The organism is Curtobacterium sp. AC273 (assembly GCF_979253735.1).
This window is the reverse complement of record NZ_CEEDDU010000005.1, coordinates 203,513-225,957: the sequence shown is the minus strand read 5'-3', so window position 1 is coordinate 225,957 and position 22,445 is coordinate 203,513. Positions and strand designations below refer to the sequence as shown.

Here is a 22,445-nt window from a genome sequence, read left to right as displayed (position 1 = left end):
AGGAACGACGACAGGTCGTCGCCCTCCTCGTAGTAGGCGTGCGCGGAGATGTAGTCGACGTCGTCGTAGGTGTGCTCGAGGACGGTGCGCTCCCACTCGCCGAACGTCGGCATCGACGCCCCGGAGGAACCGCAGGCGACGAGCTCGAGGTCGGGCTGGATCTGGCGCATGGCCTTCGCGGTCATCGCCGCGAGCTTGCCGTAGTCCTCGGCGTTCTTGTGACCGAGCTGCCACGGGCCGTCCATCTCGTTGCCGAGGCACCACATCTTGATGGCGAAGGGCTCCTGGCGGCCGTTCGAGCGGCGGTACTCGGACAGCGCGGTGCCGGCGTCGATGTTCGCGTACTCGAGGAGCTCGATGGCATCCTGCGTGCCGCGGGTGCCGAGGTTCACGGCGAGCATGAGCTCCGAGCCGACCTGGTCGAGCCAGTGCTGGAACTCGTGCAGGCCGACCTCGTTCGTCTCGGTGGAGTGCCAGGCGAGGTCGAGACGGCGGGGGCGCTGTTCGACGGGGCCGACGCCGTCCTCCCACTTGTAGCCGGAGACGAAGTTGCCGCCGGGGTAGCGGATGGCCGAGACGTTGAGCTCCTTGACGAGGTCGATCACGTCACGACGGAAGCCGTGCTCGTCGGCGGTCTCGTGCGCGGGCTCGTGGATGCCGTCGTAGACGTGGCGTCCGAGGTGCTCGACGAACCCGCCGAAGAGGCGACGTCGCACCGGCCCCACGGTGAAGGCGGCGTCGAGGACGAGGTGTGTGCGGGGCATGGATCTCCTTCGATCGTGCGGTGCAGCGGAGCGAGCGGCCCCTCGTCAAAGTGAGCGCTCACGTCCCCGAAACGCTAGCGGCTTTCCGCGCGACACGAAAGGGGCCGTGCACGAAGGTCACAGATCGGGTGCGACGTCGGCGAAAACAGTGGCGGCACGTCGGGGCGCGCGCTAATGTGAGCGCTCACGGAGCACCGACCCTGCTCCGACTCGGCCCGTCCCGATGGAGTGATGCCATGCCGAACCGAATCGCTGTACCCACCCCGCAATCCCGAGGCGGCGCCTTCACACGGCGAAGCCTCCTCGCCGCAGGAGCAGCCGCCGCCACGGTGCTGCCGCTCGCCGCCTGCTCGAGTCCCTCGCCGCCGGCGTCGCCGGCGCTCCGCTCAACCCCGAGACGCTCGTCTTCTGGAACCTCTTCGGCGGCGGCGACGGACTGCGCATGCAGGACATGGAAGCCGGCTACGCCAAGCAGCACGGCGGATCGTCCCCGCTGCAGGCGACGACCTTCGCGTGGGGCAACCCGTACTACTCGAAGGTGACACTGGCCACCGTCGGGAACAAGCCGCCGGACGTCGCGGATCGCCCACCTGACCCGGGCGAAGCCGCTCTGGGACGGCGACCTGCTCGACCCGATCACCAGCGACGACCTGGCGAGCGTCGGCCTCAGCGCCAGCGACTTCAACCAGAAGGCCTGGGCGGCGCAGAAGACCGACGGCAACAACATCTGCGTGCCGCTCGACACCCACCCGTTCGTGCTCTTCTACAACGTCGACGTCTGCCAGAAGGCCGGCCTGATCGACTCGGACGGCAAGCTCAAGGACCTGACCGGCATCGACGCCTTCGAGAAGGCGCTCGCCGCGGTCGCGAAGGTCACCGGGGGCACGGCCCTCAACGTCGCGAACGTCAGCGAGATCGCGACCCCGTGGCGCTTCTTCTGGACGATGTACAACCAGATCGAGGGGTCGACCCTGTTCATCAGCGACGGCGGCTCGAAGCTCACCGTCAACGAGGACGCCTACACGAAGGTCACCGACATGACCCAGAAGTGGGTCAAGAACGGCTGGCTGAACAAGGGCCTCGACTACGCCACCGCACAGACGCTGATGTTCACCGGCAAGGCCGGCTTCTTCATGCAGGGCGAGTGGGAGATCAGCACGGCGCAGTCGATCAAGGGCCTGCAAGTTCGGCATGGCGCCGATCCCCCAGCTCTTCGACAAGCCGGCGACCCAGGCCGACTCGCACACGTTCATCCTGCCGCGGAAGGACCGGACGCCCGAGCAGCGCAAGGCGCACATGCTCTTCATCAAGCAGATGCTCGAGCAGAGCCTGACGTGGGCGCAGGGCGGACACGTGCCGGCGTACATGCCGACGTTCGACAGCACGGCGTACAAGAAGCTGACGCCGCAGTCGAACTACGCCTCGGCCGCCGAGACCGCGGTGTTCGACGACCCGGCCTGGTACGGCGGGTCCGGCTCCACGTTCGAGAACACCGTCGGCGCGCAGCTCGCCCTCGTGCAGCAGGGCAGCAGTTCGCCCGCGCAGGCACTCAGCGCGATCAAGGACCAGCTCGCGACCTACCTCAACACCCCGAGCCCGCTGTGACCAGGCACCAGACCAGGCACCAGAGCCGGCACCAGGACGCCCGGCACACCGACGTGAACACCGCGCGAAAGGCACGATGACGTGACCACAGCACCTGTCCTCGACCGCCCCACGGACGCGGCCGCGCCGCCCCGGCGGGCCCGCACCTACCGCACCAGCCTCACCCGCGGCCAGGGCCGCAGCGGCTGGCTGTTCCTCGCCCCCTTCGGCCTGTTCTACCTGGCCTTCCTGCTCGGCCCGACGGTCTGGATGATCGTCTCGAGCTTCTTCAACACCTCGACCGTCCGCACCGGGCTCGGCAGCTTCGCCGGGTTCGCGAACTACTCCGAGATGCTCGGACGCGCCGACTTCTGGTCGTCGCTCTGGCACACGCTGCAGTTCACGCTGTACACGACGCCGCCGCTCGTCATCCTGGCGTTCGTCTTCGCCGTCCTGACGAACCGGATGAACCGCGGCCAGTGGTTCTTCCGCCTGGCGTTCTTCCTGCCGTTCATCCTGCCGTCGGCGACGATCTCGCTGATCTGGGTGTTCATCTTCACGCCGTCCACCGGCCTGTGGGCGAGCATGCAGTCGCTGATCGGGCTGACCCCCGGGGCCGGCATGCTGGCGAGCCCGAACACCGCGATGATCGGTGTCGCGATCGCCACCGTCTGGTGGACGCTCGGGTTCAACTTCGTGCTGTACCTGGCCGGTCTGCAGGAGATCCCCCGCGAGCTGTACGAGGCGGCCGCCGTCGACGGTGCCTCGAGCTGGCAGCAGATCAAGTCGATCACCCTGCCGCTCCTCGGCCGCACGACGACCCTGGTCATCCTGCTGCAGGTGATCGCGAGCCTGAAGATCTTCGACCAGGTGTACCTGATGACGAACGGCGGGCCGGGCATCTCGACCCAGGTCTCGCTGCAGCTCATCACCGGCGTCGGGTTCACCGACAACCGACTCGGAGCCGCATCGGCCGCGTCGGTGCTCCTGTTCATCGTGATCGTCGCGATCGCGGTCATCCGGCAGCTCGTCGAGCGCGCTGCCGCCAAGCGTGAGATCGGGGCCTGACATGACCACCACCGAGAGCATCACGACGCCCCGTGCCAAGCTCCGCAACGGCGTCTCGGCCGCCGCACCCGCGAACGCCGCGAAGATCGGCGTCTCGGGCCGGGGCTTCAACACCGTCGCCGCGATCATCCTCACGGTCTTCGCGATCATCTGGCTCATCCCGAGCGTCTTCGCGCTGAAGACCTCGCTGTCGGACAACGGTGTCGCCGCCCTGGGCGCGAACTCGATCCTGTCGAACTGGAACCCGACGCTGCACTCGTACGCAGCACTGTTCGGGGCCGGCGACATCTGGAACTGGTACCTCGCCAGCGCCATCACCAGCGTGATCACCGCGGTGCTCACCGTGCTGTTCGCGTCGATGGCCGCGTTCGCGCTGTCCCGGCTCGTGTTCCGCGGCCGGAACGTCGCGTTCCTGCTCATCATCCTCGGGATCATGATCCCGACGCAGGTGCTGATCATCCCGATCTTCCAGGAGCTCAACGCCGTCGGCCTGCTCAACACCTACTGGTCGGTGATCTTCCCGCAGGTGCCGGCCGTGATCGCGGTGTTCATCTTCAAGCAGTTCTTCGACGGCATCCCGAAGGAGCTGGAAGAGGCGGCGCGCATCGACGGTGCGGGCATCTGGAAGGTCTACTGGTCGGTCATCCTGCCGCTGTCGCGTCCGGTGATCGCGGCGGTGACGATCCTGACCTTCGTCGGGGTCTGGAACAACCTGCTGCTGCCGCTGTTCGTGCTGTCGAACCCGGACCTCATGACGATCCCGGTCGGGCTCGCCACGGTCCAGGGCAGCTTCGGTCAGCGCTACGCGGACATCCAGGCCGGGGCGATCCTGGCGGCGCTGCCGCTGATCATCCTGTACCCGATCTTCCAGCGGCAGATCGTCGAGGGTGTGACCGGGTCCGGTCTGAAGGGCTGACGCCACCCACGACGGACTGGAGGCGCGGTGCCAGCCGGCACCGCGCCTCCAGTCCGTCTCCCTGTCGTTTCGAGGACGCGAGGTCGCAGTCGAGGAGCAGGAATCGTCGGGTCCCGCCCCGGGAGTCGACGATTCCTGCTCCCTCGACGAGGGTCAGGCGTGCGCGTGCTTGCGCACCTCGTGCTTCCAGAAGCCCGAGAACGTGATGCGCGACTTCGGCAGGCCCGCACGGTGCAGGTGTCGGCGCCCCTCGGTGGCGAGCGTCGACTCCCCCACGACGAAGGCGTAGCACCGGTCGTCGGCGGGGACGTACCGCTGCAGCTCGGCGAGCGCACCGCTGCCGGGGACCGTGCCCGGCTGCCGGACGATCCACGTCACCTGCACCCCGGTGGGGGCGTCGAGGTCGCGGATGTCCGCGGCGGTCGGGACCTCTTGGATGATGCGGCCGACGGTGTGGCGCGGCAACGAGGCGGCGATGCCGACGACGCCGGGCAGCCCGGTCTCCTCGGCCGCGACGATCACCTCGCTCGTGCCGTCCGGCACGTCGAAGATGCAGCCCTGGTCGAGCAGGGCGAGCTCGTCGCCGGCACGGGCGGCGCAGGCCCAGATCGCGGCGCGGCCCCTCGGGTTCGCCGTCGGCGTCGGTGTGCACGACGAAGTCGATGTCGAGCTCGGCGGTGCCGTCGGGCAGCAGGCGGTACGCGGCGACCGTGTAGTTCGCGCAGTGCGGGCGGACGTCCTCGGGGATCGTGAGGAACGTCGGCCACCACTTCTTGCCGTCGAGGTCCGGCATCCGGAAGGCGTCCTGGTCGGGGCGCTGGACGAACAGGCGGAACCAGTGGTCGAACCCGAGGAACGGGAACTCGTGCAGGTCGTCACCGGTGACCGTGACGCGCTGCATCGAGGGGGCGGCCCGCGCGCTCCGGAGGACACGTGCGCGGAAGAGCCGGGGGTTCTCGGGCAGGAGCCGCGGGGTCTTCGCCATGAGGCAAGGCTAACCCAAGATGTCCTGCGTGCCAGCCCCTCTCCCGCCCTGGCGTCCGTCCCGCAGCCCCGCGAGACCGACCCGATCGCCGCGCTCGGCGTCCACCGCGCCGCGGTCCGTCGCCGGGTCCTCGTGATCGTCGGGCTCGTCGTGGCGCTCGTCCTGGTCGCGGTCGCGAGCATGCTCCTCGGCAGCAACCGGATCGGTGTCGACCAGGTGGTCGCCGGCCTGTTGCGGACGGGGAGCAGCACGGACGAGGCGATCGTCTGGGGCTCCCGGGTCCCGCGCACGCTCATCGGCGCCGCGGTCGGTGCGGCCCTCGGCATCGCCGGGCTCCTCATGCAGGGGCACACCCGCAACCCGCTGGCCGACCCCGGCCTGTTCGGCGTCTCGTCGGGTGCCGGACTGGCCGTCGTGGTCGGCGTCTACGTCTTCGGCGTGACGAGCACCGGCGCCACGGTCTGGTTCGCGCTCGTCGGGGCGCTCGTCGCGAGCGTCGTCGTGTTCTCGGTGACGATCGCGGGCAGCGGCACGGCCAGCCCGGTGCCGCTGGCCCTGGCCGGGGCGGCGGTCTCGGCACTCCTCGGCGCGCTGACCTCGTTCGTGGTGCTCACCGACCAGGCCTCGCTCGACGCGTACCGGCTCTGGGTCGTCGGGTCGCTCGCCGCGCGGCAGCTCGACGTACTCGGCGCGGTGTGGCCGTTCCTCGTCGCCGGGCTCGTCCTCGCCGTCCTCAACGTCCGGGCGCTCGACGCCCTGGGCCTCGGCACCGAACTGGCGAAGGGGCTCGGCGAGAACGTCCTCGTCGCCCGGCTGGTCGGACTCGGTGCGATCACGCTGCTCGCCGCCGGTGCCACCGCGGCCGCCGGCCCGATCGGCTTCGTCGGCCTGACCGTGCCGCACGTCGCCCGTGCCCTCGTCGGGACCGGCACCGCTGGACGCTGCCGGTGTCCGGGATCGTCGGCGCCGCGCTCGTGCTGCTCGCGGACGTGGTCGGTCGTCTGATCGGCGGGTTCTCCGAGGTCGAGGTCGGCATCGTCCTCGCGGTCATCGGCGGTCCGGTGTTCGTCGCCGTCGCCCGACGCCGGTCGCTGGTGTCCCTGTGAGCGCGGCGGACACGACGCGTCCGGGCAGCCGTGCGAAGGCCACGGACACCACGGCCGCGACGAGGACCGCCGCCGGTCGCCGCGGCATCGTCGTCGGCCCGGTCGGGCTCGCCTCGGCGCCCGCGGGTGTTCTGGTACACGGTGGGGTCGCTCGGCGCCGTGGTCGTGCTGGTCGTCCTCGGGGTCGCCATCGGGTCGACCTGGATCGCCCCCGGCACCGTCGTCCGCTCCCTGCTCGGCCTCGAGTCGGGGCCGGACGCCTTCATCGTCGAGACCCTCCGACTCCCGCGGGTGCTCACCGGCGCGCTCGTCGGGCTGACCCTCGGGGTCGCCGGCGCGCTGACCCAGACATTCACGCGGAACCCGCTCGGTACCCCGGACATCATCGGCGTGACCGCCGGCGCGAGCGTCGGAGCCGTGGCAGCGATCGTGTTCGGTGGCGGGACGTACTCGGTGTCGTCGATCGTGCTCGGCGGCGGCATCCCGGTCGCCGCGACGATCGGTGCCCTCGTCGCCGCCGTCGCCGTGTACGGGCTCGGGTGGCGCGGCGGGGTGCAGAGCTACCGCCTCGTCCTCGTCGGCATCGGGGTGAGCGCCACGCTCGACGCCGTCACCAGCTACCTGCTCGTCCGCGCGAAGATCACCGTGGCGGCCGCCGCGTCGCAGTGGCTCGTGGGCAGCCTGTCGAGCACGTCGTGGTCGAGCGTCTGGCCGCTCGTCGCCGTCGCCGTCGTCGCGGTGCCGCTCGCCCTCGCGACCAGTGCGGCCCTCGGCATCGGGCAGCTCGGCGACGAGGTCGCGACGGGCGTCGGTCTGGCCGTGCAGCGGCACCGGCTGATCGTCATCGCGCTCGCGGTCGTCCTGACCGCCGCCGCGGTCGCCGCCGCCGGCCCGGTCGGGTTCGTGGCGTTCGTGGTCCCGCAGATCGGGCTCCGGCTCGCGGGGACGAACCGGCCGCCGCTGCTCCTCGCCGGGGCGCTCGGTGCGGTGCTCGTGCTCGCCGCGGACCTCCTCGCCCGGTCGGCGTTCCCGTGGCAGGTGCCGGTCGGCATCATCACCACCGTGATCGGCGCCCCGTACCTGATCTGGCTCCTCATCCGTCACCGCAAGGAGATGTCCCGATGACCACGAACGCAGCAGGACCGGACGGCGGTGTGCCCGTGCTCGAGGCCCGCGGCCTGTCCGTCGGCTACGACAAGCACCCGGTCCTGGTCGACCTCGACCTGCGCATCGAGCGCGGCACGGTGACGACGTTCCTCGGCGCGAACGGCTGCGGGAAGTCGACGCTGCTGAAGGCCTTCGGCCGGGTCCTGAAGCCCCAGGCCGGCGAGGTCCACCTCGACGGCGTCCCGATCCGCAAGGAGCACAACCGGGCCGTCGCGCGGAAGCTCGCGATCCTGCCGCAGTCCCTCGTCGCACCGGCCGGCACGAGCGTGCTCGACCTGGTGATGCGCGGCCGCAACCCGCACCAGTCGTGGGCGAAGCCGTGGACGGCGGACGACGCCGACGTCGCCGAGCAGGCCATCGCGGCGACCGGTCTGACCGAGGTGGCGCACCGCGACGTCGCGAGCCTGTCCGGCGGTCAGCGACAGCGCGCCTGGATCGCCCTGGTCGTGGCGCAGCAGGCGGAGACGCTCCTGCTCGACGAGCCGACCACGTACCTCGACCTGGCGCACCAGCTCGAGGTCCTCCGGCTCGTCCGTCGCCTCAACCGCGAGCAGGGGTCGACCGTGGTGATGGTCCTGCACGACCTGTCCCTCGCGGCGCGGTACTCGGACCGGCTCGTCGTCCTGCACGACGGCGGGGTCGCTGCCGACGGCACCCCGGCCAAGGTCCTCACGCCCGCACTGCTCGAGCGCGCCTTCGGTCTGCACGCCCGCGTCCTCGCCGACCCGGTCACGGGCGCGCCGATGATCGTCCCCGAAGCGGACGAGCACGACGCCACCCGAGCCGGAGAAACCGAACGAACACTGGCGACCGCTCGGAACTTAGGGTTAGCCTCTCCTAACGTGAAGATCCCCCGCCGCGGCTCCCTCCGAGCCGCCCTCGTGACCTCCGTGGCCGTCTCGGCCCTCCTCCTCACCGGCTGCTCCGGCGCGAACGGCCTCGGACGACGGCGACCGCGCCGGCAACGGTGACGCCGCCGCGGACAAGGCCTGGTCCTACGAGGACGCCACCGGCACCACCGTCAAGGTCGACCACACCCCGAAGCGCGTCGTGGTCCTCAACGACATCGCGATCTCGTTCGTCGAGTACGGCCTGAAGCCGATCGGCACCTTCGGCCAGCTGACCATGGCGAAGGACGCCCGCTTCACGGGACTCGACACCGACGGCATCACGCAGCTCGGCACCGGCTACGGCGACATCGACCTCGCGAGCAGCTCGCGGCCCTGAAGCCCGACCTCGTCGTCACCTCGGTCTACCCGACCGACGAGCAGGGCACGCTCGACACGACGCAGCCCGGCTACGGCTTCAAGGACAAGGAGCAGGAGCAGCAGATCGAGGCCATCGCGCCCGTCGTCCAGGTCAAGTGGGGCGGCAAGGGCGAGGACGTCATCGAGAAGATCGCCGATCTGTCCGAGTCGCTCGGCGCGAAGGAGTCGACGATCGAGGCCGCCGAGAAGCGCTTCGACACCGCCGGCGACGAGCTCGAGCAGGTCGCGAAGGAGAAGGACCTGTCGGTCGTCTCCATGTACGCCGACGGCGACGGCGCCTACGTCACCCGTCCGACCGACGAGCCGCTGCTGCAGATGTACTCGTCGTTCGGCGTCGACTTCGTGAACCCGAAGCCGAAGGGCTTCTACTGGGGCATCTACTCGTGGGAGAACGCGGGCCAGATCAGCGGCGACGTGCTGCTGCTGTCGCAGCAGGGTTACCAGGTCGCCGACCTCGAGAAGCAGCCGACGTTCGCCGACAACGCCGCCCTCCAGGCGGGCCAGGTGCACAGCTGGACCTTCCCGGCGCTCGACTACGCGTCGCAGGCGGACTACATGCAGAAGCTCGCGGGCTGGCTCGAGGACAGCAAGCAGCTGTCCTAGACGCAACCGTCCGACGGCCTGGAGGCGCGGTGCCAGCCGGCACCGCGCCTCCAGGCCGTCCGCCGTTGCGTCTGGATCGTCAGCCGACCGGCACGGCCGCGTTCACCGCCGTCTGCGCCTGCCGCCAGACGGCGGCCCGGGTGCCGGCGTAGGTCCCCTCGCCGTTCGAGTAGTGCCGGAGGTTCGTCTTCCCGCCGTCGGTGTTGCCCTGCCAGTACGCGGTCACGGCACGCGAGGTCCCGCCGACCAACCAGATCTGGTCCGCCTCGTCGGTGGTGCCGGTCTTGCCGAACAGCGTCGCCCCGTCCGGGGTCTGTCCGCCGCTCGCCGTCCCGCCGCGGAAGGCGCCCTGCATCACCTCGAACGCGGTCGCGGCGACGTCCGCGGGCACCGCCTGCCCGCACGCCTTCGCCTGACCGCCGAGCTGCTCGCCGTCCGGACCCGTCACCTGGTCGATCACGACGGGCGCGCAGTACACGCCACCGTTCGCGACACCGGCGTAGGCGGCCGCCATCGTCAGCGGTGCGATGCTCGTCGTGCCGAGCACGGCTGCCGGGTTCGCCGGCAGGTCGCCGCCCCGCGCCGGGTGCACGCCGAGTCGCGCGGCGACGTCGCGGATGTCGCACAGGTCGAGCTGCGCCGCCATCGACGAGTACGCGGCGTTCACGGACTGCGCCGTCGCGTTCCGCACGGAGTACATCCCCCGCTGCCCCGGGGAGTCGTTCTTCGGCGTCCACGCCCGCTCGATGGTCTGCCCGCACTGCGTCCACGTCGTCTGGGTGTGCCGCGTGCCGTTCACCATCGCGTCCGGGCTCCTGCCCGACGCGAGCCACTGCCAACAGGGTGAACATCTTGTAGGTCGAGCCGACCTGGAACCCGCTCGAGCCGCCGTACGCCCGGTCGGTCGCGTAGTTGAGCGAGGTGGCGGTCGCCGGAGCCCGTTCGGACCGGTCGTAGTCCGTGTTCTGCGCCATCGTCAGCACGCGGCCCGTGCCGGCCTCGACGGTGTCGAGCGTCGCCCCGAGCGCGAACCGCGACTCGGTGTTCGGGTCGTACTGGTCGAGCAGCGCCTTCTGCTGCGCGTTCAGGTCGAGGTCGAGCGTGGTCTGGATGCGGTACCCGCCGGTCCGCCAGGCGTCCGCGCGGCGGTCCGCGGTCGGGCCGAGCTGCTGCAGCTCCTTCGCGACCCGGACCGCGTAGTCGCAGAAGAACTCGGCGCCGTGGGCGACCGCCTCGCACCCCTGCTGCGGGGCGGTGAGCCGGACGTAGTCGGTCGGCTTCGCCGCGAGCGCCTCGGTGAGCTCGGCCCGGGTCAGGTGTCCTGCGCGTGCATCGAGCGCAGGATGACGTCCCGCCGGGCGACGTTGTCGTTGTAGTGGGCGGGCTTCGACAGGTCGCGTCGCTCGGGCCACTGCACGATCGCGACGAGGGACGCCGCCTCGGCCGGGCTCAGGTCGGTGGCGTCCTTGCCGTAGTAGCGCTGCGCCGCGGCCTGCACGCCGTAGGTCTGGTCGCCGAAGTAGGCGATGTTGAGGTACGCGGTGAGGATCTCCTTCTTGGAGTACTCCTTGGCCAGCCCGATCGCGAGCTTCATCTCGGCGAGCTTGCGGTCCGGGGTGCGCTTCGTCGCCTCCTTGAACGCGGCGGCGCGCTCCTCCTCGGTGGGCAACTCGCTCGCCTGCTGGATCTTGATGTTCCGGACGAGCTGCATCGTCAGCGTCGAGCCGCCGGAGCCGCCCTTGCCCTTCGCAGCCACCACGCTCACGAGCGACCGGACCATCGACGTCGCGTCGATGCCGCCGGTCTCGTAGAAGCGCTTGTCCCCGCCGTCGACCGCGGCGTGCTTCAGCTGGTCGCTGATCTGGTCGAACGAGAGCTCCTGGCGGTTCTGGTCCCACACGTTCGCCAGCCGCACCGGCTTGCCGCCGCGGTACGCCCAGACCTCGTTGCGCTGCGGCAGGTCGCCGATCCGGATGTACTCCGGCAACGAGTCGAACACGCCGATCGCCGAGCTCGTCCCGACCCCGGCGACCGCGAGCACCGGTGTGACGCCGACCCCCACCAGCAACCCGGCGAGCACACTGCCGCCCACGAAGCCGAGCGCGGCTCCCCCTGCTCGTCTGAATGCCATCCCGTGGGCCTCCCCCGTCGTGTCGATCCACCGCCCTCGCGGTTCCCGGAGCGTCCCAGCCCTGTTCGGACAACCGCCGGGACTTCTCCGGAGAAGTCCGCCACGTGCGCTGGGAAAGGCCCGAGACGGTACGGATCGTTACCCGCGGACGGCGTGGACCCCGGCGGATACGCTCGACCGATGGCGGACCACGGCTGGCGCGAGGACGTCCTCGGGGCGGCGTTCGAGCGGCTCGAGCTCCCCCTCGGCGAGGACTCCGAAGGCCCCGTGGTCGCGACCCTCGTCCGGCGTCGACGCTCGGCGGCCGACCTGCTGCTGCACGCCCACGGCCCGTTGCACGGCGTCGACGTGCTCTACGTGCACGGGTGGTCGGACTACTTCTTCCAGGTCGAACTGGCCGAGCGACTCGAACAGCTCGGCGCCCGGTTCCACGCACTCGACCTGCGGAAGTACGGCCGGAGCCTGCAACCCCGGCAGACGCCCGGTTTCGTCGACGACCTCAGCACCTACGACGAGGACATCGCCGCGGCGCTCGACGTGATCACCGCCGAGCACCGCCGCGGGGACACGGGGCGGCGGCTCGTGCCGATGGGGCACTCCACGGGCGGACTCACCCTGTCGCTCTGGGCGGCCCGGCACCCGGAACACGTCGCCGGGATCGTCCTGAACAGCCCGTGGCTCGAGTTCCAGGCCAACGCCGTCGGCCGCGCGCTCGTGACCCCGGTGATCAAGCTCGGCGCCCGCCGGAACCCGCTCGCGCCGATGCCCGCGGTCGACCCCGGCTTCTACACGCGCACCGTGTCGAGCGCCGGCGAGGGATCGGACGTACGACCAGCAGTGGCGGCCGGACCGGGGCTTCCCGCTCCACCCGGGCTGGCTCGCCGCGGTGTTCGACGGGCAGGCGACGGTCGAGGCCGGGCTGGGTCTCGAGGTCCCGGTGCTCGTGATGCTCAGCGACAAGAGCATGCTGCAGCCCACGTGGGACGACGGCATGGCCCGGGCCGACGTCGCGCTCAACGTCGACGTCGTGGCGCACCGGGCGCTGTCGCTGGGCAGCGAGGTCACCGTCCGGCGGCTGCACGGTGCGCTCCACGACGTCGTGCTGTCCGTCCCCGAGGTGCGCGAGCACGCGTACGACTCGATCGCCCGGTGGGCCGCGACCCTGCGGCACTGACGACGGCTGCCCTGTGGCGCGGGCGGTCACACCGCTACTGTGAGCGCCATGACCGCATCGTTCAACCACACGATCATCGCGGCGAAGGAGCCCGCGGTGTCCGCGGCGTTCTTCGTCGACCTCCTCGAAGCAGCCGAGGCCCCGTCGTGGGGCCCGTTCACCAACCTGCAGCTGCCCGACGGCGTCCTGCTGCAGTTCGCAGCGGTGCCGATCGACTTCCCGCCGCAGCACTACGCGTTCCTGGTCGACGACGACCACTTCGACCGCGCGTACGCCCGCATCACCGCCGAGGGTCGGGAGCACTGGGCCGACCCGCAGCGGCAGCGCCCCGGCGAGACGAACACCGAGCACGACGGCCGCGGCGTCTACCTGCTCGACCCGTCGGGCCACTACGTCGAACTGCTGGACCCGAGGCCGTACCTGTGACGGTCACCCTCGTCCGGCTCGACCCGACCGGCGCCGACCGTGCGGACCTCGTCGCGTTCCTGACCGGCGAGGAGTTCCCGTTCCACGTCCGCCGCACGATCGCCCACGCAGACGCCGAGGCCGCGATCGACGCCGGCGCCTTCCGCGACGACGAACACGACACGTACTGGTTGCAGCACGAGGACCACGGCCGCATCGGCATCGTCCGGCTCGAGGACCTCGCCGATCCCGTTCCGCTCTTCGACCTGCGCATCGCCGGCCGGTTCCGCGGCCAGGGCATCGGTCCCGTCGGCGCTGCGGGCTACGACGGACCACGTGTTCCGCACGATGGGCGAGGTCACACGCTTCGAGGGACAGACCCGCGAGGACAACACGGCGATGCGCCGCGTCTTCGTGCGGTCGGGCTGGGTCAAGGAGGCGCACTACCGCGAGGCCTGGCCGGTCGAGGGCGCCGCGCCCGTCGCGTCCGTGGCCTACGGGATCCTCCGCCGCGACTGGGTGACCGGCTCCGTGACGCCGGTGCCGTGGGACGACGACGTGGCGGCTGCGGTCGGCGGCTGAGCGCACACCCTCAGACCGCGACGGCCTCCCACACCAGGACGTACCGCCAGAAGGGTCCGCGGCGCATCCGCATGCCCGGCAGGTACCGGGCGGCCAGCGTCCGGATCTCCTCGAACGTCTCGGTGGCGGGAGCGGTCGGGGCCTGCGCGCGGGCGGGACCACTGCGTCGACGAGGGTGCCGGAACACTCCGACGACGGGGTTGACCACCGTGGAGAGCACGGACCAGCCGAGGTCGCGTCGCGTCTCCGCCGCCACACCGACGACGACGAGCCGACCACCCGGACGGACGAGGTGCCGCAGTCGGCGCAGCGCGGGGTCGAGCGGGAGGTGGTGCAGCACGGCGACCAACGTCACCAGGTCGAACTGCTCGTGCCCGACGGCGTCGAGGGACCCCTCGACGATCCGCACGGCAGGCAGGTGTGCCGCCGTGCGTCGCGCGATCTCGGCCGTCGGCGCCGACGGTTCGAGCCCGACGACCTCGTCGAACTCCAGGGCGAGACGGCTCGCGAGCACGCCGGTCCCGCACCCGACGTCGAGCGCACGGAACGGGCCGCCTCCGACCCGTGCTCGACGGCCGTGGGTGAGCACGACCCGGCTGTAGGCCTGGTTGTGCGACCAGGGGTGCCGGGCGTTCCACCGGTCGAGCGCCGCGAGCATCCCGGACATGTGGTCGACGCTAGCGCAGGACCTCGATCGGCGGATCGTGTCGGAGCGGTCAGGCCGGACGGCTGAACAGGTTCACGAGGTTGCCGTCCGGGTCACGGAACAGCGTCGAGCGGTTCCCCCACGGCATCGTCGTCGGCGGCAGCACCACGTCGTCGAGCCCCTCGTGCAGACCCTCGAACGTCGCGTCGACGTCGTCGACGAGGAACTCGACGATCACGCTCCCGTTCGCCCCCGCCGTCGGCGCTCCCGCTCCGAGCGCTGCCACGGTCGCCGGGGTGCCGAGCGCGAGGACGGCACCGCCGGTCACGACCTCGGCGAACACCGGGGCGGGCCGGCGGGCGACCGACCCGGTGACCCGCTCGTAGAACGCGACCATCCCGTCGAGGTCGTCGGTGATGATCCGGATCGATGCGAACTCCATGGTGTGCCTTCCCGGGCGGCCTCCGTGACCTCCCGGGTCGAGCATCCTCGGGTCCCGCGACACCGTCCTGTCGGGGTTTCCGCGATCAGGCGCCGAGCACCGGCCGGAGGACACCGTGCGGGATGTCGAGCTCGTCGATCCGGACCACCCGCTGCGGCGCGACCTCGTCGGTGACCACGACGTCGAGCACCCGGTCGCCCCGGAACGCACGCACGCCGTCGCGCAGCCGGCACCAGGCGATGAGGTACCAGTCCTCGCCCTTGCCGATGTACCCGAGGGGCTCGACCGCGCGCTCGGTGTCCGATCCCCCGGCGTCGCGGTACCGCATCCGCACGACACGGCCGCCGGTGAGGGCGCTCGCGAGTGCCGTCGGCGCGGGCTCCCGTCCACCGGACTCGAGCAGGTGCACGCGTCGCGCCAGCGTGGTGGTGCGGCGGGCATCGTCCTCCGTCAGGACCGCGGTCACCTTCCGCGCAGCGCTCTGGGCGGCGTCTCGGAAGGGACTCGAACGGAGCGATGCCGAGGCCGATCGCGACCGCGAGGGCCTCGTCGACGGTGAGCCCCAGCGGCGGCAGCGTCGCCCGGGCGTCCATCGCGTACCCGCCGGTCCGGCCGGGCTCGGCCCAGATGGGCACGCCGGCGTCCTGCAGTGATCGGAGGTCACGCTCGACGGTGCGGACACTGACGGCGAAGCGCTCGGCGAGACTCCTGGCGGTCCGGCGGCCGGGCGCCGCCGCGCGGAGTTCCTCAACGAGCGCGTACAGGCGGTCGGTCCGGTTCACGACGTGACCATAGCGCCTGGGGCGGCATCGGTCGCGTGGCGTGGCTCACTTCTCCGTGGCCGCTCGCGACCGGTGTCGGCGTTTGACGACGAGGGTGCCGATCCCCTGCACGATCAGGACGACTGCGGACACGGCCAGCAGGAGCGTCACGATGACCGACCCGGCGGAGGCGCCGGCGGCGACGAGTCGCACGATGCCGAACACGAGGAAGATCCCACCCATCACGATGACGACCACCGGGTTCTGCGCAACGAAGAAGCGCCGCCCGCCGTTCGCGTCGGCAACGGCTTGCGATCGGGCCTTCGCGACCGCGTCCGGGGCGCGTCCGACGCGACGGTCCGCTGCCCGGCGGCGCGTCCGGACGGTGAACCAGACTGCGGCGCCGATCACCACCTGCAGCCGGGTACGCGAACAGCTCGGCCACGCCCAGCAGACCCGACAAGAACAGCACGGCGACGCCCGTCACCACGCCCGCGACCGCCGCGGTCGTCCACGTGTCGGTCCGGCCGTCCGCGCCGGTGACGTACCCGGGTCGGCGCGCGTAGGGGTCGTGCGGTCCCCGGTCGGTGTCCTGGTCTGACGGTCTCGAACGCTGGCGATCCCCCACGGACGTCAGCGTACGCCGACACCGCGTCGGCGGTCGCGGTCAGCTGCCGACGGGTGCACCGGCCACGACCGGGGCACGACGCCGTCGCGGAGGCGCTGCACCCACCGGTCCGACACGTCCGCCACCGGACCATGCTGCTCCGATCGGCTGCGTCGCGAGGGGAGCAGGGCCGGTATCGGTTCGCGCGATGTCGGATCCGGACCGGGATCCGCGGGATCCGCCGTCCGGATCCGACATCCCTGCGGACGGGATCCACCGGGCGTCCACCGCCGCCGTCGGACCCGACCCGATGACGGACTGGAGGCGCGGTGCCAGCTGGCACCGCGCCTCCAGGCCGTCGTGGCGAGCGTCTCAGGAACGGGACAGGCGCGTCACGGTGGCGTGCGCGCCGTCCGTGAGGAGCCCGTCGAGGGCGTCGCGGTACGCCGCGACGAACCGCTCGTCGTCGACGAGGTCGCCGAACACCTGCCGGTTCCGGATGAAGGCGAGCCGGTCGTCGCGCTGGGTCCTCGCGGCGGCCGTGAGCGACTCGGCCAGGCGGTCGACCACCGTGATGGGCTCGCCGGACTCGTCGGTGCCCTCGGCGTACCGCGCCCACGACGCGACGATCCCGGCGGACAGTGCGACGGGGCGGTCGGCGGCCAGGTTCTCGCGCACGACGGGCAGCAGCCACTTCGGGATCCGGTCGCTCGACTCGGCGCAGAGCCGGGCGAGGGTGTCGCGGACCTCCGGGTTCTGGAACCGCTCGATGAGCGTGGACTTGTAGTCCTCGAGGTCGATGCCGGGCACGGAGTGCAGGGTCGGCGTGCCCTCCTCGTCCATGTAGCGACGCAGGAACGTGGCGATCGCGGGGTCCTGCGTGGCCTCGTGGGCGTACCGGTACCCGGAGAGGTACCCGAAGTAGCAGAGTCCCTGGTGGCTGGCGTTGAGGAGCCGGAGCTTCATGAGCTCGTACGGCTCGACGTCGTCGACGATCTGCACGTCGGCCTGCTCGTAGGGCGGACGGCCCGCGGGGTGGTCGTCCTCGAGCACCCACTGGAAGAACGGCTCGGCGACGACGGGCCAGGCGTCCTCGATGCCGAGCTCGTCACGGACCCAGGCGCGGTCCTCGTCGGCGGTGACGGGTGTGATCCGGTCGACCATCGAGTTCGGGAACGAGACGTGCTCGTCCATCCAGTCGGCGAACGCCGGGTCCTGCAGCCGGGCGTAGGCGGTGAACATCTCCCGCGCGACGTGCCCGTTGCCCTGGATGTTGTCGCACGACATCACCGTGAAGGGCGGGAGGTCGCGATCGCGTCGCCGGAGCAGCGCCTCGACGACGAGCCCGAACACGGTGTGCGGCGGGCCGTCGCCGCGCAGGTCGGCGGCGACCCCGGGCTCGTCGGCGACGAACTCACCGGTGACGTGGTCGAAGTTGTACCCGCCCTCGGTGATGGTCAGGCTGACGATCCTGGTGTCGGGGTGCGCCATCTTCTCGACGACGGCGTCGGGGTCGTCGACGGCGAGCAGGTAGTCGACGATGCTGCCGACCACGCGGGACTCGCGGGTGCCGTCCGGGTGCTTGAGGACGAGCGTGTACAGGCCGCCCTGCTCAGCCATCGCCGTCGCCATCCGGCGGTCCTGCTCGAGGACGCCGACGCCGCAGATGCCGTACTCGCGGGCCTCGCCCTGCTGGAGGAGCCGGTCGACGACCATCGCCTGGTGTGCACGGTGGAAGCCGCCGACGCCGAAGTGGACGATGCCGGCCGTGATCCCGTCGCGGTCGTAGGTCGGGACGGCGACGCCGCTGGCGGCGATCTCGTCGAGGGTCTCCGGGGACAGGCGGACGGGCATCGGTACTCCTTCGTACGGCGGACGGGCTCGGTCCAGTCAACCATGCACAGGTGTGCTGAACCGAGTTTCCGGGCGCGGGTGGATCGGGTGCGCCAGTGTGGACTCGTCGGGGGACGAACCTGAAGATGCACTCGTAGAAGATGCACCGAGTGCATCGATGCACCTAGTGTTCGTACACGTGACCCTCTCGATCGACCGCCGTGCCGCCCTCAAGGCGAAGCACCGTGCGGCGATCCTGCAGGCCGCCCGCGACCTCGTCGAGGAGCGCGGCGGCCGCGAGTTCAGCGTCGACGACCTGGCCGCCCGCGCCGACATCGCCCGACGCACGGTGTTCAACCACTTCGGATCGCTCGACGAGGTCCTGCTGGCCGTCTGCGAGCAGGAGCTCTCCGTCATCATCGACCGGTTCCTGGCCGACATGGCGAAGACCCCGGTCGGCGACGGCAGCCGCGCGTCCATGTTCGACGAGCTCGAGTCCGCGGCACGCGGAGCCGACCTCGCCTCGGCGATCTCGAGCATGTACCGGATCCTCGGCGACCCCGGCAAGGACGACCCGAAGGCCGCGGTCCTCACCCAGACGGCGTTCGCCCGGGTGACCGAGCGGCTGCGGGACGAGGTCGCGCGACGCTACCCGGCGGCCGACCCCTCGACGCCGCCCTGCTCGTCGAGTCACTGATGAGCGGCATCGTCGTCATCGCGGAGCACTGGCTGTCCACGTCCGGACCGGCGATCGACACGCAGTCGGTCGCCGCCTGGGATGCCCTGCTCGCGCGGCTCGTGCACAGCGTCCGCAGCGGCTACCTGCCCACCGACTGATCCACCCCCAGGGGTCCACCGGCGCACCCCACCGCAACAACACCTGACACGAAAGGAACGGGGCAACCGCATGGCCGGTCTCCTCTACCGTCTCGGACGGTTCTCCGCACGACGCCACTGGCTCGTGATCATCACCTGGGTGGTGATCATGGCGGTCGCCGGCGTCACCTACACCCTGTTCGCGGGCACGATCTCGTCGTCGATCACGATCCCGAACACCAAGACCAGTCAGGTGCAGGACGAGCTGGCCGACAAGTTCCCGTCCGCGAACGGCGGCAACGGGACGATCGTCTTCGAGACGAAGGACGGCAAGGCGTTCACGGACGCGCAGAAGTCCGACGTCGCCGACTTCCTGAAGGACATCGAGAAGCTCGACGGGGTGAAGGGCGCGACGAGCGGCTTCGACACCCAGCAGCAGCTCGACGACGGCCGGCAGAAGATCACCGACGGCCAGTCGAAGATCGCCGACCAGGAGACGACGATCTCCGACAGCCAGAAGCAGATCGACGCGGGCAAGCAGCAGATCGCGACCGCGCAGGCGCAGATCGACGCGCAGAAGCAGCAGGTCAGCGCCCTGACCGGTGCTGCCCAGAGCGCCGCGCAGGCCCAGGTGGACGCGGCGCAGCAGCAGCTCGACGCGCAGCAGCAGACCCTCGACGCGTCGCAGCAGAAGCTCGACGACGGCAAGACGAAGCTCTCCGACGCCAAGCGGCAGCTCGACGAGAACGCGCGCCTGCTCGACCTGTCGAAGGACATCCGCTTCGTCTCGTCGAACGGCAGCGCCGCGATCGGCACCGTGCAGTTCACGAAGTCGACGTTCGAGGTCCCCGCCGACACGAAGACCGCCATCGCCGACGACGCCGACTCGGCCGACATCAGCGGTGTGAACGTCTACGTCTCGAACGACATCGCCCAGGGCGTGCCCTCGATCCTCGGCCCCGGTGAGATCGTCGGCGTGATCATCGCCGCGCTCGTGCTCTTCCTGATGCTCCGCACGATCATCGGCGCCGCGATCCCGCTCGTCAGCGCCGTGCTCGGCGTGGGCGTGGCCTCGCTCGCGTCGCTGTCCTTCTCGGGCCTGGTCGAGTTCATCTCGGTCACCCCGGTGCTGGGGGTGATGCTCGGCCTGGCGGTCGGCATCGACTACTCGCTGTTCATCCTGAACCGACACCGGACCCAGCTGAAGCAGGGCATGCAGGTGCACGAGTCGATCGGCCTGGCGAACGGCACCTCCGGCAACGCCGTGGTCTTCGCCGGCGCGACCGTCATCGTCGCCCTGCTCGCGCTGAACATCACCGGCATCCCGTTCCTCGGCCTGATGGGCACGGTCGGCGCCGTCGCGGTCTTCTTCGCCATCCTCATCGCGACGTCCTTCACCCCGGCGCTGCTGTCGCTCATCGGCATGCGGATCCTGCGGAAGAAGGAGCGGTCGCGGATCGGCAACACGGGGTCGACCCGCGTGCCGAACAAGCCGATGTCGACCTGGCGCGCGGTCATCACGCTCGTCGCCGGCGTCGCGGTGCTCGGCACGATCGCCCTGCCGGCCACGCAGATGCGCCTCGGCCTGCCGAGCGGTTCGTCCGAGGCCGTCGACTCCAGCCAGTACAAGGCCTACAAGGCGCTCGACCAGGAGTTCGGTGCCGGCCAGAACGGGCCGCTGCTCGTCGTCGCGACCCTGCCGAAGGCGGTCAGCAAGGACGACGTCACCGCGACCGAGGTCACCATCGGCGAGGCGATCGCGAAGAACGACGACGTCAAGGCCGTGCTGCCGATCGGTGCCTCGAAGGACCGCGACATCATCGCCTTCCAGGTGGAGCCCGCCGGTGGCCCGGACAGCGTCTCCACCGAGGAGCTCGTCAAGGACCTGCGGTCGCAGGGTGTGACCGTCGACGACGGCACGGCCACACTCGGCGTCGCCGGCAACGCGTCCGCGAACATCGACGTGTCCGAGAAGCTCGCCAACGTGCTGCCGCTCTACCTCGTGGTCGTCGTCGGCCTGTCGCTGATCATCCTCATCATCGTGTTCCGGTCGTTCCTCGTGCCGATCACCGCGACGGCGGGCTTCATCCTGTCCGTCCTGGCGTCGTTCGGTGGACTGACCGCGATCTACCAGTTCGGCTGGCTCGGCAGCGTGTTCGGGGTGCACGACCCCGCACCGATCCTGAGCTTCCTGCCCATCATCGAGATCGGCATCCTGTTCGGTCTCGCGATGGACTACCAGCTGTTCCTGGTGTCCGGCATGCGCGAGGCCTACGCCCACGGCGCTTCGGCGAAGGTCGCGGTCCAGCGCGGTCTGCACGCCGGCCGCGCGGTGGTCACGGCGGCCGCGATCATCATGATCTCGGTCTTCGCGGGCTTCATCTTCCTCGGACTCGTCGACCATCAAGCCGATCGGCTTCGGCCTGGCGTTCGGTGTCCTCATCGACGCGTTCGTGGTCCGGATGCTGCTCATCCCGGCCGCGATGCACCTGCTCGGCCAGAGCGCCTGGTGGTTCCCGAAGTGGCTCGACCGGATCGTGCCGGACGTCGACGTCGAGGGTGCGAAGCTCGAGCGGTCGCACCCCGTCGCCGGCCACGAGGGTGCGGGCAGCGGCGACCACCACGGCTCCCACGCCGCGGCCGTCGAGCCGGACGCGAACCCGCACGAGGGGCACACGCCGACGCACCGCGCGTAGGCACCAGCGCACCCGTCCCGGAGGCGCGGGTCGACCCACACGGCCGACCCGCGCCTCCAGGCGGTTGCGGCCGGGCGCGCGCTGCCGCACCCGGGCTGTCGGCTGGCGGTGCGCACGGCGCTGCCGGCGGTCGGGCGGTCGACTCGCGGTGCGGGCGGCGCTGCCGGTCGTCGGCTCGCGGTGCGGGCGGCGCTGCAGGTCGTCGATCGATGCGCGTGCATCTCGCGACGTCCCACCTGTCGATCGACTCGTGGAACGTCGAAACATGCACACGCAGAAGATGCACGTGCATCTGCGACAACCCACGCGTCGAACGACTCGTGGGATGTCGAAACCCGCGTGTACATGTTTCGACCGAACCGGCGCACGACCGCACCCCTGCCGACCATTCGCGCACGAACGGTATGGTGGACGGATGACCGAGACCGACGTGGACCCGCTCGCCCTCGACCGGCAGCTCTGCTTCGCGCTCGCGGCGACCAGCCGGAGCGTCATCGGGCTCTACCGCGACCTGCTCGAGCCGATGGGCCTGACGCACCCGCAGTACCTCGTGATGCTCGCGCTGTGGGAGCACGACCCCCGCTCGGTGCGCGAGATCGCCCGTGAGCTGCGGCTCGACTCGGCGACCCTCAGCCCGTTGCTCAAGCGGCTCGAGGCGTCCGGGTACCTCCGCCGCTCCCGGAGCACGACCGACGAACGCCAGCTCGAGGTCTCGCTCACCACGGCCGGCCGGTCCCTGCGTGAACGCGCTCGTGCCGTCCCCCTGGCCGTCGCCGACCGGTTGGGGTGGCCGCTCGAACGACTCGAGGCCCTCAAGGACGAGCTGACCGAACTCCTCGAACGAGTCGACGGCGTCGACCGGGTGTGATCCGCGATCGTTCGTGGCACAAT

The 22,445-nt window shown here is 70.8% G+C and carries 25 protein-coding genes and 5 pseudogenes; 17 read left to right on the top strand and 13 right to left on the bottom strand.

Annotation, left to right across the window (positions count from 1 at the left end):
- Nucleotides 1–56: 56 nt before the first annotated feature.
- Nucleotides 57–764 (bottom strand): annotated as a pseudogene (locus tag ACZ8AI_RS08270) (alpha-L-arabinofuranosidase); the annotation flags it as partial.
- 731 nt (nt 765–1,495) lie between these two features.
- On the opposite strand from ACZ8AI_RS08270, the gene ACZ8AI_RS08265 reads away from it, so the two are divergent.
- Genes ACZ8AI_RS08265 through ACZ8AI_RS08255 form a run of 3 tightly spaced genes read left to right on the top strand, consistent with a single transcriptional unit; the run spans nt 1,496 to nt 4,332 of the window.
- Entirely contained in the window at nt 1,496–2,449 is a 954-nt protein-coding gene (locus tag ACZ8AI_RS08265; RefSeq protein WP_464857886.1) for a hypothetical protein, read from the top strand.
- A 1-nt stretch (nt 2,450) separates the two neighbouring features.
- Complete coding sequence (locus ACZ8AI_RS08260) at nt 2,451–3,416, top strand: carbohydrate ABC transporter permease (protein WP_071291369.1); 966 nt, start codon at nt 2,451–2,453, stop codon at nt 3,414–3,416.
- A gap of 1 nt (nt 3,417) precedes the next feature.
- On the top strand, nt 3,418–4,332 hold the full coding sequence (locus tag ACZ8AI_RS08255; protein ID WP_464857885.1) for a carbohydrate ABC transporter permease: 915 nt from the start codon (nt 3,418–3,420) through the stop codon (nt 4,330–4,332).
- Nucleotides 4,333–4,485: 153 nt separating this feature from the next.
- Here the strand turns inward: ACZ8AI_RS08255 and ACZ8AI_RS08250 are convergent, their stop codons facing one another.
- Together ACZ8AI_RS08250 and ACZ8AI_RS08245 are read right to left on the bottom strand one after the other, a co-directional pair.
- Nucleotides 4,486–4,875: a siderophore-interacting protein gene (locus ACZ8AI_RS08250; RefSeq protein ID WP_464857884.1), complete on the bottom strand. Its 390-nt coding sequence runs from the start codon at nt 4,873–4,875 to the stop codon at nt 4,486–4,488.
- Between the two features lie 157 nt (nt 4,876–5,032).
- Nucleotides 5,033–5,233, bottom strand: a pseudogene (locus tag ACZ8AI_RS08245) (siderophore-interacting protein); the annotation flags it as partial.
- Between the two features lie 264 nt (nt 5,234–5,497).
- Between ACZ8AI_RS08245 and ACZ8AI_RS08240 the strand changes: the two are divergent.
- The 5 genes and pseudogenes from ACZ8AI_RS08240 to ACZ8AI_RS08220 all read left to right on the top strand — a co-directional run bounded on the left by ACZ8AI_RS08240 (nt 5,498) and on the right by ACZ8AI_RS08220 (nt 9,461).
- A pseudogene (locus ACZ8AI_RS08240) lies at nt 5,498–6,423 on the top strand (FecCD family ABC transporter permease).
- 126 nt (nt 6,424–6,549) lie between these two features.
- Nucleotides 6,550–7,548, top strand: coding sequence for a FecCD family ABC transporter permease (locus ACZ8AI_RS08235; protein WP_464857883.1), 999 nt, complete (start codon nt 6,550–6,552; stop codon nt 7,546–7,548).
- Nucleotides 7,545–8,561, top strand: a complete 1,017-nt coding sequence (locus tag ACZ8AI_RS08230) for an ABC transporter ATP-binding protein (RefSeq protein WP_464857882.1) — start codon at nt 7,545–7,547, stop codon at nt 8,559–8,561. The genes ACZ8AI_RS08235 and ACZ8AI_RS08230 overlap by 4 nt, the downstream gene beginning before the upstream one ends.
- Before the next feature lie 79 nt (nt 8,562–8,640).
- Nucleotides 8,641–8,817, top strand: coding sequence for a hypothetical protein (locus tag ACZ8AI_RS08225; RefSeq protein WP_464857881.1), 177 nt, complete (start codon nt 8,641–8,643; stop codon nt 8,815–8,817).
- Nucleotides 8,814–9,461 (top strand): ABC transporter substrate-binding protein, encoded by a 648-nt coding sequence (locus tag ACZ8AI_RS08220; RefSeq protein ID WP_464858125.1) that lies wholly within the window; start codon nt 8,814–8,816, stop codon nt 9,459–9,461. The genes ACZ8AI_RS08225 and ACZ8AI_RS08220 overlap by 4 nt, the downstream gene beginning before the upstream one ends.
- 79 nt (nt 9,462–9,540) lie before the next feature.
- Here the strand turns inward: ACZ8AI_RS08220 and ACZ8AI_RS08215 are convergent, their stop codons facing one another.
- Nucleotides 9,541–10,263 (bottom strand): penicillin-binding transpeptidase domain-containing protein, encoded by a 723-nt coding sequence (locus ACZ8AI_RS08215; RefSeq protein ID WP_464857880.1) that lies wholly within the window; start codon nt 10,261–10,263, stop codon nt 9,541–9,543.
- Between the two features lie 158 nt (nt 10,264–10,421).
- Between ACZ8AI_RS08215 and ACZ8AI_RS08210 the strand changes: the two genes are divergently transcribed.
- Nucleotides 10,422–10,661, top strand: coding sequence for a hypothetical protein (locus tag ACZ8AI_RS08210; protein ID WP_464857879.1), 240 nt, complete (start codon nt 10,422–10,424; stop codon nt 10,659–10,661).
- A gap of 112 nt (nt 10,662–10,773) precedes the next feature.
- Here ACZ8AI_RS08210 and ACZ8AI_RS08205 read toward each other — a convergent pair whose 3' ends face one another.
- Both ACZ8AI_RS08205 and ACZ8AI_RS08200 read right to left on the bottom strand, forming a co-directional pair.
- Nucleotides 10,774–11,592, bottom strand: a complete 819-nt coding sequence (locus ACZ8AI_RS08205) for a transglycosylase domain-containing protein (RefSeq protein WP_464857878.1) — start codon at nt 11,590–11,592, stop codon at nt 10,774–10,776.
- A gap of 138 nt (nt 11,593–11,730) precedes the next feature.
- Entirely contained in the window at nt 11,731–12,024 is a 294-nt protein-coding gene (locus ACZ8AI_RS08200; RefSeq protein ID WP_464857877.1) for a hypothetical protein, read from the bottom strand.
- Between ACZ8AI_RS08200 and ACZ8AI_RS08195 the strand changes: the two are divergent.
- The 3 genes and pseudogenes from ACZ8AI_RS08195 to ACZ8AI_RS08185 form a co-directional block, all read left to right on the top strand.
- Nucleotides 11,941–12,252 (top strand): annotated as a pseudogene (locus ACZ8AI_RS08195) (alpha/beta hydrolase); the annotation flags it as partial. The gene ACZ8AI_RS08200 and the pseudogene ACZ8AI_RS08195 sit on opposite strands and share 84 nt — an antisense overlap.
- Nucleotides 12,253–12,478: 226 nt before the next feature.
- Nucleotides 12,479–12,766: a hypothetical protein gene (locus tag ACZ8AI_RS08190; RefSeq protein WP_464857876.1), complete on the top strand. Its 288-nt coding sequence runs from the start codon at nt 12,479–12,481 to the stop codon at nt 12,764–12,766.
- Nucleotides 12,767–12,814: 48 nt separating this feature from the next.
- Nucleotides 12,815–13,192, top strand: a complete 378-nt coding sequence (locus tag ACZ8AI_RS08185) for a VOC family protein (RefSeq protein ID WP_464857875.1) — start codon at nt 12,815–12,817, stop codon at nt 13,190–13,192.
- Here the strand turns inward: ACZ8AI_RS08185 and ACZ8AI_RS08180 are convergent.
- Nucleotides 13,156–13,518 carry a hypothetical protein gene (locus tag ACZ8AI_RS08180; RefSeq protein ID WP_464857874.1) on the bottom strand — a complete coding sequence of 121 codons (363 nt, stop codon included), beginning with the start codon at nt 13,516–13,518 and terminating at the stop codon, nt 13,156–13,158. The two genes, ACZ8AI_RS08185 and ACZ8AI_RS08180, sit on opposite strands and share 37 nt — an antisense overlap.
- Between ACZ8AI_RS08180 and ACZ8AI_RS08175 the strand changes: the two genes are divergently transcribed.
- Nucleotides 13,508–13,753, top strand: a complete 246-nt coding sequence (locus ACZ8AI_RS08175; RefSeq protein ID WP_464857873.1) for a GNAT family N-acetyltransferase — start codon at nt 13,508–13,510, stop codon at nt 13,751–13,753. The two genes, ACZ8AI_RS08180 and ACZ8AI_RS08175, sit on opposite strands and share 11 nt — an antisense overlap.
- Before the next feature lie 10 nt (nt 13,754–13,763).
- Here ACZ8AI_RS08175 and ACZ8AI_RS08170 read toward each other — a convergent pair whose 3' ends face one another.
- The 6 genes and pseudogenes from ACZ8AI_RS08170 to ACZ8AI_RS08145 form a co-directional block, all read right to left on the bottom strand.
- Nucleotides 13,764–14,420, bottom strand: a complete 657-nt coding sequence (locus tag ACZ8AI_RS08170) for a class I SAM-dependent methyltransferase (RefSeq protein ID WP_464857872.1) — start codon at nt 14,418–14,420, stop codon at nt 13,764–13,766.
- A gap of 49 nt (nt 14,421–14,469) precedes the next feature.
- A complete protein-coding gene (locus ACZ8AI_RS08165; protein ID WP_464857871.1) occupies nt 14,470–14,841 on the bottom strand; it encodes a VOC family protein in 372 nt (123 codons plus the stop codon).
- A gap of 85 nt (nt 14,842–14,926) precedes the next feature.
- Nucleotides 14,927–15,307, bottom strand: a complete 381-nt coding sequence (locus ACZ8AI_RS08160; protein WP_464857870.1) for a helix-turn-helix transcriptional regulator — start codon at nt 15,305–15,307, stop codon at nt 14,927–14,929.
- Nucleotides 15,308–15,497: 190 nt separating this feature from the next.
- Nucleotides 15,498–15,623 (bottom strand): annotated as a pseudogene (locus tag ACZ8AI_RS08155) (HTH domain-containing protein); the annotation flags it as partial.
- A 45-nt stretch (nt 15,624–15,668) separates the two neighbouring features.
- Entirely contained in the window at nt 15,669–16,013 is a 345-nt protein-coding gene (locus ACZ8AI_RS08150) for a hypothetical protein (RefSeq protein ID WP_464857869.1), read from the bottom strand.
- Between the two features lie 568 nt (nt 16,014–16,581).
- Complete coding sequence (locus ACZ8AI_RS08145; protein ID WP_464857868.1) at nt 16,582–18,063, bottom strand: mannitol dehydrogenase family protein; 1,482 nt, start codon at nt 18,061–18,063, stop codon at nt 16,582–16,584.
- Between the two features lie 178 nt (nt 18,064–18,241).
- On the opposite strand from ACZ8AI_RS08145, the gene ACZ8AI_RS08140 reads away from it, so the two are divergent.
- From ACZ8AI_RS08140 to ACZ8AI_RS08125, 4 genes are all read left to right on the top strand, one after another.
- The gene (locus ACZ8AI_RS08140) at nt 18,242–18,739 is read left to right on the top strand and encodes a TetR/AcrR family transcriptional regulator (RefSeq protein WP_464857867.1); all 498 of its coding nucleotides are present in this window, start codon (nt 18,242–18,244) and stop codon (nt 18,737–18,739) included.
- Nucleotides 18,739–18,879 (top strand): hypothetical protein, encoded by a 141-nt coding sequence (locus ACZ8AI_RS08135; RefSeq protein WP_464857866.1) that lies wholly within the window; start codon nt 18,739–18,741, stop codon nt 18,877–18,879. Before ACZ8AI_RS08140 ends, ACZ8AI_RS08135 begins: the two co-directional genes overlap by 1 nt.
- A 70-nt stretch (nt 18,880–18,949) precedes the next feature.
- A complete protein-coding gene (locus ACZ8AI_RS08130; protein ID WP_464857865.1) occupies nt 18,950–21,973 on the top strand; it encodes an MMPL family transporter in 3,024 nt (1,007 codons plus the stop codon).
- A complete protein-coding gene (locus ACZ8AI_RS08125) occupies nt 21,970–22,422 on the top strand; it encodes a MarR family winged helix-turn-helix transcriptional regulator (protein WP_464857864.1) in 453 nt (150 codons plus the stop codon). Before ACZ8AI_RS08130 ends, ACZ8AI_RS08125 begins: the two co-directional genes overlap by 4 nt.
- Nucleotides 22,423–22,445: the final 23 nt, after the last annotated feature.